Here is a 12263-nt window from a genome sequence, read left to right on the forward strand (position 1 = left end):
GCGCGGCCGGGGCAGCGTCATGCCAGCCCAGCCGTTCATGAATTTCGGTTTCGTTTATATTGTTTTCTTGGAGAAATAGCATGTCGTTTTACGAAAAACTCAAGGCCCTCAACATCGAATTGCCAGTCGTTGCCGCGCCCGCTGCTGCCTACGTGATGCATGCCCGCACGGGCAATACCGTCTTCCTGTCCGGCCACCTGGCCAAGAAGGATGGCAAGGTCTGGGTTGGCCAGCTGGGCAAGGATGTCACGACGGAAGAAGGCAAAGTGGCCGCGCGCGGCATCGCCATCGAACTGATCGCGACCCTGCAAGACGCATGCGGCGGCGACTTGAACAAGGTCAAGCGCATCGTCAAGGTCATGAGCCTGGTCAATTCCACCGCCACCTTCACGGAGCAGCACCTGGTCACCAATGGCGCCTCGGAACTGTTCGTCGACGTCTTCGGCGACAGCGGCAAGCATGCCCGCTCGGCCTTCGGCGTGGCGCAAATCCCGCTGGGCGCTTGCGTCGAGATCGAACTGATCGCCGAACTGGCCTGATCATCTGAGCATGCCGGCGGCTTTCCCGCCGGCCAGCCCTTTCCTCCTTTCCAGCAAGAGCGGAACCGCCATTGGGTGGAGGGACAGGTGCATTCTAGAAAAAACGGAGACACGTAATGAAAACGAGTGAACAAGGCTTGCACCGCGGCCTGGGCGAGCGGCAGATTCGCCTGATGGCGCTGGGCGCCGCGATTGGCGTGGGCCTGTTTCTGGGCTCCGGCAACGCCATCAAGATGGCCGGTCCCGGCATCATGCTGTCGTATATTATCGGTGGCGCGGTCATCTTCATGATCATGCGCGCGCTGGGCGAAATGGCCGTGCACAATCCCGTCGCCGGCTCCTTCAGCCGCTATGCCCAGGATTACCTGGGCCCCCTGCAAGGCTATCTGACGGGCTGGAATTACTGGTTCCTGTGGCTGGTGACTTGTGTGGCGGAAATTACCGCCGTCGCCATCTACATGGGCATCTGGTTCCCGGACGTGCCGCGCTGGATCTGGGCCTTGGCGGCCCTCGGCTCCATGGGCGCCATCAACCTGCTGGCCGTGAAAGCCTACGGCGAGTTCGAGTTCTGGTTTGCCCTGATCAAGGTCGTCACCATCATCCTGATGATCGTCGGCGGCGCCGGCATGATCATCTTCGGTTTCGGCAATGACGGCGTGGCCATCGGCATTTCCAACCTGTGGACGCATGGCGGCTTCTTCCCGAATGGCGCGCAGGGCGTGCTGATGTCCTTGCAGATGGTGATGTTTGCCTACCTGGGCGTGGAAATGATCGGCCTGACGGCCGGCGAAGCGGCGAACCCGAAGAAGTCGATCCCGGACGCCATCAATTCCGTGTTCTGGCGCATCCTGATTTTCTATGTCGGCGCGCTGTTCGTCATCCTGTCGATCTACCCGTGGAATGAAATCGGCACCACCGGCAGCCCGTTCGTCATGACCTTCGAACGCCTGGGCATCAAGACGGCGGCCGGCATCATCAACTTCGTCGTGCTGACGGCGGCCTTGTCCTCGTGCAATGGCGGCATCTTCAGCACGGGTCGCATGCTGTACAACCTGGCGCTGCAAGGCCAGGCGCCGAAAGCGTTTGCGGAAACCACGGCCAGCGGCGTGCCGCGCCGCGCCATCATGGTGTCCGTCGTGGCGCTGCTGCTCGGCGTGCTGCTAAACTACATGGTGCCGGAAAAAGTGTTTATCTGGGTGACGTCGATCTCCACCTTCGGCGCCGTCTGGACCTGGGGCGTGATCCTGGTGACGCAGATCCAGTTCCGCAAGACCTTGACGCCGCTGGAAATCAAGAACCTGGCCTTCCGCATGCCGTTCGCGCCATATGGTTCCTGGATTTCGCTGGCCTTCCTGGCGCTGGTGATCGGCCTGATGGCGTATTTCCCCGATACGCGCATCGCCCTGATGATCGGACCGGCCTGGCTGATCCTGCTGACGGTGCTGTATTACGTGCTGGGCCTGGCGCCGAAAGAGCGCCGCGAAGACGTGCCGCAAGGCTACGAAGCAGGCTGGCCACCGGCCGATGCCCCGCACGGCAAGAAATAAGTCAGCTCGCTTGAACTGATCCACGGCGCGCCCCTGCTTCTGCAGCGGCGCGCTTTTTATTTCATACAAGCAATTTCCATCGCCGCCGGCACGTGCGCCGTTTGGCCGGCGCAGGCCTGGCGTTGTTTCCTCGCATCAAAGTTCTGTTTAGCTGGGCCGATGAAAGCCCTATAATCGCTTAGTTTTGAAAATGGACGCGATCTTTCCGGTTTTTTCCAGGTAAGTAATCTCCAGGAAATGATTGTGAATTTATAGCAAACAGAAGTGGATGTGATGCAAGGCGCCCGGCGCGACGCAGTGCGAGCACTGCTAGCGATGGGTAACGCAGCAGCGCGCCACTTATGGAAGCTAGAAAACACAAGAATTTATTGGGGCTTACTTAAGGCCGGAGCGCCGTTTTTAAGTGTTTTTACCCGTCATGTTTCGAGCAACATCTGACAAAACCGCAGCGCGCGGGATGCGTCGTGGCCAGGAAGCGCAACCGTGCGAATGCACGGGGACGCCGAGTCCGTGAGCATCGCCGGCCGCGAATCGCCACGCGCAGCGGGTTTTGATCGGAGTTCCAACAGCATGCCTCATAAAGGAAGCCTAGTGAGCCAAACCCTGGTCCAGAAAATTTGCCGCACCAAGCCGATCGATACCACGGTCGAGTATGGTGAAGGCCTCAGCAGCAGTGGCTTGAGCCGGTCCATCGGCCTGTTCTCCCTTACCATGATCGGCGTCGGCGCCACCGTTGGCACGGGCATCTTCTTCACCATGGTTGAAGCCGTTCCCAAGGCGGGCCCATCGGTCATCCTGTCCTTCCTCATCGCTGCCATCACGGCCGGCCTGACAGCGCTGTGCTATGCGGAACTGTCGTTCCGCATCCCCGCTTCCGGCTCCTCGTATTCGTTTGCCTACGCCACGGTGGGCGAGTTTCTTGCCTTCATCATGGCCGCCTGTCTGCTGCTCGAGTACGGGCTGGCCGGCAGTGCCGTGGCCATCGGCTGGTCATCGTATCTGAACAACTTCCTGGAAAATGCGTTTGGCTGGCACATCCCCGAGATGCTGCGCACGCCGATGATCGTCTCCGGCCCCCACGGCATGGAATTCCGGGCCGGCCACATCAATCTGCCGCCCATCTTCCTGATCTGCATGTGCGGCTTCCTGCTGCTGCGCGGCGCCAAGGAATCGGCGCTGATGAATGCCATCATGGTCATCATCAAGCTGGCGATCCTCGTATTTTTCATCGTCATCGCGTTTTCCGGCTTCAATGCCGACAATTTCTTCCCCTTCTTTAATGCCGACAACAGCAAGGGCTTTGCCGGCATGACGGGCGTGACGGCCGCCGCCGGCACCGTGTTCTTTTCCTTCATCGGCCTCGACACGGTGGCCACGGCGGGCGACGAAGTGAAAAATCCCACGCGCAATGTGCCGCGCGGCATCCTTGGCGCCTTGCTGATCGTCACCGTGTTTTACTTGCTGGTGGCCGTGGCCGCCCTGGGCGCGCAACAGGCCAAGCTGTTCGAAGGCCAGGAAGCGGGCCTGGCGGTGATCCTGCAAAACGTCACGGGCAAGACCTGGCCCGCGCTGGTGCTGTCGGCCGGCGCCGTCATTTCCGTCTTCAGCGTGACGCTGGTGACGATCTATGGCCAGACGCGCATCCTGTTCGCCGTCAGCCGCGACGGCCTGATCCCGAAATCGTTCCAGAAGATCCACCCGCGCACCCTGGTGCCGGTCAGCAATACCATCATCGTCTGCCTGGTGGTGGCCGTGGTGGCGGGCACGGTCGACGCGACGTATTTGTGGGACATGGTCAGCATCGGCACCCTGACGGCCTTCATGGTGGTGTCGATCGCCGTGCCCGTGCTGCGCCACAAGCAGGGGGCCAACCGCATCGAAGGCTTCAGCGTGCCGTTCGGCCCGTACGTGATTCCCGGCCTGAGCGTGCTCGCCTGCCTGTACATCATGCGCGACTTGCCGCATACGACGTTCGTCGTGTTCAGCATCTGGATGGCGGTGACGGTGGCCATTTACTTCCTGTACAGCGTGCGGCATTCGCACCTGGGCAAGCAAGCCAAGTGATGTCGCGTTGTCGACTCAAAAACCGCCGCGCTTGCCGGCGGTTTTTTTATTTCTAACCGGAATTTACATGATGAAAATAACTGATATGGTCGGCTCTGGCTTGTTCGCAAGCCTTCTCCTGGGCGTGGCGGCTCACGCGGCCCCTGTGGCGAACGGCGCCGCGCCGGCCTTGCGCGATTACCGTGCCGTGGCACTGTCCGCCAATGGCCAGCGCATCGCTGCCATTGAGTCGGTGAAGGCGGGGGAGCAGCCGCAGCGCCCGCATGCGGCCATTATCGTGCGCGACACCGCCAACGGCGCCATCGTGCAGCAATTCGATCCTTGCGCAGCGTGTTCCTACGACAAGCCCAGCTGGTCGCCGGACGGCCGCCAACTGGCCTTCATTGCGTATGATGCCAAGGCGGGCAAGGCGCATCTGTATCTGGCCACGATGGCACAGGCGCAGGCCCGGATGGTGATCAGTATCAAAGGCGTGGCCAGTACGGTGCGCTGGTCGCCCGATGGCCAGCGGCTGGCCCTGCTGGCCACGGTGGGCGCGCGCAAGCTGGCCGGTGCCGTGGAAGCGGGCGCGCGCCAGGTGGGCGAAGTGGGCCGCGATGACGATGCCCAGCGCATCGCCGTGGTGCCGGCCGGCGGCGGCGAGCTGCGCTTGCTGTCGCCGGACGACACCTATGTGTATGAATACAACTGGACGCCCGATGGCCGCGGCTTCGTGGCCACCAGCGCGCAGGGCAATGGCGACAGCAACTGGTGGGTCGCCAAGCTCAGCCATATCGACGGGGCCACGGGGGCCTTGCGCGTGATCGCCTCGCCGGCCATGCAGCTGAACCTGCCCTCGGTGTCGCCGGATGGTAAGACGGTGGCCTTCATCGGCGGCCTGATGAGCGACTTCGGTTCCATCGGCGGCGATCTCTACACGGTGCCGCTGGCCGGCGGCACGCCGCGCAACCTGACGCCCGATTACCGCGGCACCTTCAACGGCGTCGTCTGGCGCGGCGCCGGCCTGCTGGCGACGGCCCTGATCGACTCGCAGCTGGCGCTGGTGCCCGTCGATGCGCAAACCGGGCCAGCCCAGCCCGTGTTGCTCGGTGAACTGAGCAGCGGCGGCAGCGATGGCCGTCTGTCGTTCAGTGCCGATGGCCGGCAGGCGGCGGCCGTGCAGGAAGATTTTACGCATGCCAGCCACCTGGTGGCGGGGCAGCTTGGCCAGCTGAAAAAGATTACGCACGACAATGACCAGTTTGCGCCGCAGGTGAGCGTGCAAAACGTGGGCTGGAACAATGAGCAATACCGGGTACAAGGCTGGCTGCTGGGGCCGTTGAAAAAGGAAGCGGGCAAGCAGTATCCGATGATCGTCAACGTGCACGGCGGACCGGGCGCCGCCGCTGCGCCCCGTTACGTGGAAACGGCCACCGTGATCGAGGAATTGACGCAGAAAGGCTATTTTGTCTTCCTGCCCAATCCGCGCGGCAGCTTTGGCCAGGGCCAGGCCTTTACGCGCGCCAACATCGCCGACTTCGGCGGCGGCGACTGGCGCGACATCCTGGCCGGCATCGATGCCGTGCAAGCAGTGGCGCCCGTCGATGGCCAGCGCCTGGGCCTGATCGGCCACTCGTACGGCGGCTTCATGACCATGTGGGGCGTCACGCACAGCGACCGCTTCAAGGCGGCCGTGGCGGGCGCGGGCGTGGCGAACTGGATCAGCTATTACGGCCAGAACGGCATCAACCAGTGGATGATTCCCTTCTTCGGCGCCTCCGCGTATGACGATCCGGCCGTCTACCGCAAGGCTTCGCCCATCGAATCGATCAAGGCGGCGAAGACGCCGACCCTGATCTACGTGGGTGAGCGCGACGTGGAAACGCCGGCCGCCCAGTCGCTGGAATTCTGGCACGGCTTGCGCGCCATGGGCGTGCCGTCCAGCCTGTTCATCTACGATGGCGAGGGGCACTCCTTCCGCAAGCCCGAGCACCAGCGCGACTTGCAGCGCCGCATCGTCGGCTGGTTCGAGCAGTACTTGAAGTAAAAGTCAACAAGCCGCCCTGGGGCGGCTTTTTTCCTGCAGGACGCTGCAGATTACATATCCAGGCGCAGCTGCAAGCCCGTTTCCGTGTAGGTCGGCGTGACCTTGAAGCCCTCGACGGTGATGCTGTCGAATTTGCCTTTCAGGCTGGACGCCGTGATCACGTTCAGGGTATCGCCAGCGGCCGGTTTGTAGCCATTCTGGAATGTCACTTTCAGGCTGCCGCCCGCGACCGTCATCAGGCCCGCCACGCTCAGGCGGCCACCTTGGCTGCTGCCCAGTTTCAATTCCAGGTTGCCGCCGGTCAGCTGGGTGTATTTGCCGGCCAGTGCCAGGGGGGACTGGGCATTGCTGACCACGGTGCCGCCGCTGACATACACGTCGCCCTTGCCGAAGGCCGTGGCCGATACGCCTTCCAGACGGCCCGCTTCGACCTGCGTGCCGCCGCTCCAGCTGTTGTTGCCGCCCAGCTTCAGGGTGCCCGTGCCTTGCTTGTTCAGCTTGCCCGTGCCGCTGATATCGTTGCGCCAGCGGTCGACTGCATAAAAGCCGCCCTTGGCCGCATCCATCGCCACCACCACGTTGCCGGTAAACACGCCATAGCCGTCGGCGGCGGCAAACAGGTTCAGGCGGCCCCAGCCTTCGGCATCGTCCATCACCGGGTAGCCCGATGGCAAGGCCGTGGTTTTCAGCACTACGCGGCGCTGTGCGTCGGACAGGTAGGGCAGGCGCGTTTCCAGCAGCACTTCCGCACCCTTGGGCACGATGGCCGGCGCAGTGGTGGCGCCCGTTTGCGCGAAGCCGAAGGTCAGGCGGCGGATGTACGCGGCCTTGGTGCTGGCGTAATCGGCAAAGCGGTCGTTGGCGCTGGTGCCCGAATGGGCATAGTCATAGAAGGTATCGGCCGTGGTGCCCGTTTTTGCCATCAGGGTTGCGTGCGCCTGCGTCACGGCGGCCGCCTTGGTGGCGGCCGTGACGGGATCGAGCAGGTTGGCGGCGACGATGGCTTGCGCCTGCACGCGGCCGCTGATCACGTCGAGCGGCGAATGCATGCCCGCGATGATGCGGTTTTCGCCCAGTTCCAGTCCCCGCGCCACCATTTCCTGGTAGCGCTCCGGCAAGGCATAGGCCATGCCCAGCGCGCCGCGCACGGCTTCGGCCGAGTGGCCGCTGGTAAAGCCGCCATCGGTGGCGGGCGTGGCGCTCTTGGCCGGCACCAGGGCGGGAATCAGCACCACATTGCTGCTCCAGCGGAAGGGGCGCGCATATTTGTAGAAGCGCTTGGCCGGTTCCGTCGAACCATTGTTGCCCATGGCATTGACGAGGCCAACCACGTTGCCGAATTCGGCATTGCCGCTGCCGGCCACGCCAGTGTTGCTGCCGCTGTCGTTGTACAGCACGCTCGTCGCGTCCGGCGCGATGGCCGTGATGCTGGTGGTCTGGCGCGCCGCGCTGCGCCAGGCGTCCGTCAGCGGACCCATGCCGTCGGTGATGCTGTAGCCCTTGCCGCGGCGGTCGTCCAGGTAGGCGGCCAGTTCCTGCGCCGGCGTGCGGCTGGTGGTGGCTTTCACGACGAAATCGATATTCGCGTTGTGCACGCTGGCATTGACGATGGTGCCGCCCGGCGTGCCATCGTTGGGCACGCCCGTCCAGGCGGAAGGCACGACGGCGGGGAAACCGTCCACGGCCGGTGCGCTCACGCCCGCATCGACGATTTCCGTCAATGGTTTCCAGATGTCGAGCATGCCGGTCAGCACGCGCACGCCCGCATTCGTGGCGGCCGTCGCGTAGCGGGCGTCGCCGCGCTGGTTGCTGGCGATGTTATCGACGAAAGGAAGGGCCGTGGCCGATGGCGGCGCCGTATCGGCGGCGCCCTGATCGGCTGGCGCGGCGGGAATGACGAGTGCGCTTTCCGGGTGATCGGAACCGCCGCAGGCGGCGAGGGCGAGGGCGGCGCTGATGGCCAGCGCCAGTGGCAGGCGCCGGGTCAGGGGAAATGCGTGCATGGATTACCTTGGCTGGAAGTGGAAAAAACCATCGCATCATAGAGAGGTCAGATGACCTCCTGATGACACCACTTGCGCCAGGGTGGCTGGAATAGATTATCGGGGTGCCACGATATGCACGATCGCCGCGCTATGCACCACGATCTTGTCGGCATCTGCCTGCAACAGGCGGATGCGTCTTTTGACCAGCGGCCAGCCCGACCAGTCCACTTCGCTGACGGGCGGCGCGGCGGGGGCCGCCAGCGGCGCGCTGATGGCGGCCTTGTTGTCGAGCTGGTCCAGCGCGCGCGACAGGGTCAAACACACTTGCGTGTGGCTGTGGCTGAGCAAGGCATTGACGGGCGCGACAGGCAGCTGGCTGGCGTGGCGCCCGAGGATGGAGCGCAGCGCCGCCACGTGGGCCACCAGCAGGTAATTTTGCACGATGAACAGGTTGATGTCTTCCACTGCCCGCTGCTTGCTGGCCGGTTCGTCAAGCATGCGCACCAGCGCCGAACTCAGTGCGGCCAGGCTGTCCATCAGGCGCTTGCGCTCGATGCGGTAGGCAAAATCATCGAAACATTTTCCCTGCAGCAGTTCGAAGCTGGCTTGCATGTATGACAGATTCACGTTCAGCACCTGGCGTACGAGGCGTGGCAGGCTCTGGTATTCCCAGTTGGCCAGCACAAAGCTGAACACGGTAGCCACCGCCGCGCCGATCAGGGTATCGATCAGGCGTTCGCTGACGAGGTTCGGGTTGCTGGGCGCTACCAGATGCATTTGCAGCAGAATCATCAGGCTGACGGCGATGGCCGTGTAGCGGTAGCGCAGATAGATGAAGGTGGGCGTGGCGACGATGGAGAGGAAGAGGATGGCCATCAGCACGATATTGCTGTGCACGAAGCGGATCACGATGGCCGTGATGACGCAGCCGATGATGGTGCCGATGATGCGGTCGGCGCGGCGCTGGCGCGTCATGCTGAACGTGGGACGCAGGATGATGACGATGGTGAGCACGATCCAGTAGCTGTGCGCCGCGTACGGCAGCCAGTGGCCGATCAGCAAGCCCACCGAGATGGCCATCGACACGCGCAGGGCGAAGCGGAACACGGGCGAGTCCAGGCGCAGATTCGACAGCAGGGTTTTCAGCTCGTATTTTTGCTGCGACAGGAACGGCGCCATGTCCGCGCCGCTCCAGAACGGCACGTCGGCATAGACTTTTTGCGTGGCCAGGTGCAGGTCGCCGATCATCTTCAGGATGGCGCGGATCTTGTTGCGCTGCGCACCCAGGGTGGCCAGCGCCTCTTGCGCACTGTCGCCTTTTGCCTGCAGGCGGGCAATTTCCGCTTCGATAGCGTCCCATTCCCTGTCGTAGCTGATCTGCGCATACGAGGCGCGCTTGCGCGTGACGGCGTAGGCCACGGATTCGATGTCGCGCGCCGCCTTGTAGGCCAGGTCGTGCAGGGAGGTCAGCACGTCGGAATCGGCCAGGTGCTGGCGCAGCAGCGCGTAATCCGTGTGCGTGGACAGGATCAGTTCATATAGGTCCAGCATGCAGACGTGGACCTGCACGACGATGGCATCCTTGCTGTTCTTGTGGCTGCGCAAGATCAAGTCGCGCGACGCCTGCTGGCGGTCGGCCAGGATGCTTTGATGGCGCACCAGCTTGTTGAATTGCTCCGTCAAGTTGAAGCGCGTGTCGTAGAAATCGGCCTTGATGTCGATGTAGGCGGCCAGTTCGAACAGGGCTTCGGCCAGCACCTGCTGCTTGATGCGGTGGCGCAAGACCCAGGCGATGGCCATGGCGTAGGCGAGATAGATCAATCCCCCCAGCATGAACAGGCCCGCGTGATGAAACGATTGCTGCCATGTCATCTGGTGTTCCATCGACATGGTCATGATGAACAGGGCGGCCAGTTGCAAGGGCATGGATTTCTTGCCGTACACCACCATCATGCTGGCGAGGAAACTGACCAGCACGAGCACGGTCAGCAGCAGCCAGTGCACGGGGCCGCACAGGCTGATCAGGAGCGTGACGGCACTGCACAGCAGCACGGAGGCCAGCATTTCATTGAACTTGTGGCGCAGGGGGCTGGGCATGTCCATCAGGGTGGTGCACAGGGCGCCGATGCACACCGTCATGGCGGTGGCGCTGTCGCTGATTTCCTGGGTCAGCAAGGCCAGTCCGACGAGGCCGATGGCCACGCGCAAGCCCAGGTAAAAATAATGGCTGTAAATGAAGGTGCGCAGGTTCAGTGCGTAGTGCATGGGTGTACCTTGTGGGTAGAGCACAGAAAGAGGCGCCGCACCGGGGTCTCCGATGCGGCGCCAGGATATTGCATTCGCTACAGCCCGGATTTACATCAGGGCAACCACCGGATACCTCCGCCACTCCGGCTCGGCAAAGCGCTGGCAGTGTGCAAAAATAAAGTTCAGCACGGCTTCCTGATCGCTCAGCAGGGCTGGATTTGCCGCTTTCCAGTCAGCAAACTTGGCGGCCAGCGCCGGCTCGTCGCGCAGCAGTTCGGATGCCATGTCTTCGAACACATAGTCGGAAAACGCTTCCTTTTTCTCCAGCACGCTGTTGAAGAAGCCCCAGCGGAAGAAGCTGTCGTGCGCCTCGGGTTCCAGGGTTTCCACGGCGTAGCGCGCGTTGTCCTGGTCCAGGGTGACGACATAGTCGCCCGGCTGCAGGGTGAACTGGCCCGTGCGCGCTTCCACCTCCACCGTGTCGTGGAACATGTGGCCTTCGTAGGCCGTGGCGCGCGTGCCGAGGTTTCTAATGTGGTAGTAGCGTGCCGATGCCGTCTGTTCGGCGGTGATGCGGGTCAGTTCGACGCCATTCCAGCGCAGGCGCTCGATGACTTCGCGCCACGCCTGCGGCACCACATAGGCTTTCGGCGCGGCCACGGTGACGTCCGCATCGAAGCGGTTGTAATAGGCGATATCGCGTTCCCACGGCTGCGAACGGTCGTACGACAGGCGCTGGTAGTCGCCCAGCACGCTCGGCGTGTATCGGGCAGCATAGCCCTTGAAGGGGAAGGTCGACGGTTGCGCTTCGTTCATGGCCCAGTGGATGGGCCACGCGGTTTGCGTGCGTCCCGCCGCCTTGGCTTGCGCCCGCAGCTGCTGGATCTGCTGGCCGTGTTCGACCGTGAACGCCATGGTGATGTCGAGCAGGGCGCGCATGGAAGCGTAGCGGTCGGCAAACGGTTTCAACATGTGCGTTTCCGGCATGAAACCGATGACGTGATGCAGGGCCGCAAAGCCCGTCGAGAAACGCGGTACTTCGAGGAATTCGGCGATGCCGTGGTCAGGACTGTCCTTGACGGGATTGACATACGGGCAGGTGGGCCAGCCGGCCTGTTCCATCTGCGCAAAGATGTGCGGCAGCATGGTGTCTTGCAGGAAGGGACCCAGGCCATTGCCCAGCTTGTCCGTCTGCGTGTGGATCAGGGTCATCGTGTACGGATAGTCGGCGCCGTTCGATGTGTGCGTGTCGACCATCACGTCCGGGTCCCAGCTGGCCAGCAGGCGGTTGAACACTTGCGCGTTCAGGCTGTCGCACTTGATGAAATCGCGGTTCAGGTCCAGGTGGCGGCTGTTGCCGCGGAAACCGAATTGCTCCGGGCCATCCTGGTTCACGCGCGACGTATTGGCGCGGTTCAGGCTGCCATCGACGTTGTAGATCGGAATGAACAGCAGCACGGTGCTGCCCAGCGCCGCCAGGCGTTCCGGCTGCGTGCAGAGGTCGCGCACGATGGCCATGCAGGCGTCGATGCCTTCCGGCTCGCCCGGGTGGATGCCGTTGTTGTTGAAGAAGACGGTGCGCCCTGCCCGCTTGATCTGCTCGCGGTCAAACACGCCGTCCGCGCTGACGACGCCAGCATGGATGGGCACGCCCGAGTCGGACAGGCCGATCTGTTCGAAATGCAGCACTTGCGGGTAGCGTGCGGCGAGATCGTTGTAGAAGGTGATGCATTCCAGCCAGGTCGTGGTCTGGTTGTGGTTACCGAGTTCGTAGGTCGTGCGCAAGTCTGATGGCATAGCGGTCTGAGTCTGGGAGGGGGAAGGCGCGCTGGGTAAGTACGCCCGCTAGGCGTCA

The 12263-nt window shown here is 63.0% G+C and carries 7 protein-coding genes; 4 read left to right on the top strand and 3 right to left on the bottom strand.

From position 1 onward, the window contains the following. Window positions 1–80: 80 nt before the first annotated feature. The 4 genes from ACZ92H_RS07725 to ACZ92H_RS07740 all read left to right on the top strand — a co-directional run bounded on the left by ACZ92H_RS07725 (window position 81) and on the right by ACZ92H_RS07740 (window position 6176). Window positions 81–539 carry a RidA family protein gene (locus ACZ92H_RS07725; protein WP_465048892.1) on the top strand — a complete coding sequence of 153 codons (459 nt, stop codon included), beginning with the start codon at window positions 81–83 and terminating at the stop codon, window positions 537–539. Window positions 540–655: 116 nt separating this feature from the next. Further along, a complete protein-coding gene (locus ACZ92H_RS07730) occupies window positions 656–2086 on the top strand; it encodes an amino acid permease (protein ID WP_465048893.1) in 1431 nt (476 codons plus the stop codon). 591 nt (window positions 2087–2677) lie between these two features. Beyond that, on the top strand, window positions 2678–4150 hold the full coding sequence (locus ACZ92H_RS07735) for an amino acid permease (protein ID WP_131373290.1): 1473 nt from the start codon (window positions 2678–2680) through the stop codon (window positions 4148–4150). Window positions 4151–4217: 67 nt separating this feature from the next. After that, a complete protein-coding gene (locus ACZ92H_RS07740; RefSeq protein WP_465048894.1) occupies window positions 4218–6176 on the top strand; it encodes a S9 family peptidase in 1959 nt (652 codons plus the stop codon). Window positions 6177–6226: 50 nt separating this feature from the next. Here the strand turns inward: ACZ92H_RS07740 and ACZ92H_RS07745 are convergent, their stop codons facing one another. The 3 genes from ACZ92H_RS07745 to ACZ92H_RS07755 form a co-directional block, all read right to left on the bottom strand. After that, window positions 6227–8179, bottom strand: coding sequence for an acid phosphatase (locus ACZ92H_RS07745; RefSeq protein WP_465048895.1), 1953 nt, complete (start codon window positions 8177–8179; stop codon window positions 6227–6229). A 96-nt stretch (window positions 8180–8275) separates the two neighbouring features. Beyond that, window positions 8276–10426: an FUSC family protein gene (locus ACZ92H_RS07750; protein WP_465048896.1), complete on the bottom strand. Its 2151-nt coding sequence runs from the start codon at window positions 10424–10426 to the stop codon at window positions 8276–8278. Window positions 10427–10516: 90 nt separating this feature from the next. Then, window positions 10517–12205: a M14 family zinc carboxypeptidase gene (locus ACZ92H_RS07755; protein WP_465048897.1), complete on the bottom strand. Its 1689-nt coding sequence runs from the start codon at window positions 12203–12205 to the stop codon at window positions 10517–10519. Between the last annotated feature and the right edge of the window lie 58 nt (window positions 12206–12263).

It is taken from the genome of Janthinobacterium foliorum (assembly GCF_978021625.1).

Coding starts and splice junctions, on each gene's coding strand:
- ACZ92H_RS07725 (WP_465048892.1), top strand. CDS start 81: ATGTCGTTTTACGAAAAACTCAAGGCCCTCAACATCGAATTGCCAGTC.
- ACZ92H_RS07730 (WP_465048893.1), top strand. CDS start 656: ATGAAAACGAGTGAACAAGGCTTGCACCGCGGCCTGGGCGAGCGGCAG.
- ACZ92H_RS07740 (WP_465048894.1), top strand. CDS start 4,218: ATGATGAAAATAACTGATATGGTCGGCTCTGGCTTGTTCGCAAGCCTT.
- ACZ92H_RS07745 (WP_465048895.1), bottom strand. CDS start 8,179: ATGCACGCATTTCCCCTGACCCGGCGCCTGCCACTGGCGCTGGCCATC.
- ACZ92H_RS07750 (WP_465048896.1), bottom strand. CDS start 10,426: ATGCACTACGCACTGAACCTGCGCACCTTCATTTACAGCCATTATTTT.
- ACZ92H_RS07755 (WP_465048897.1), bottom strand. CDS start 12,205: ATGCCATCAGACTTGCGCACGACCTACGAACTCGGTAACCACAACCAG.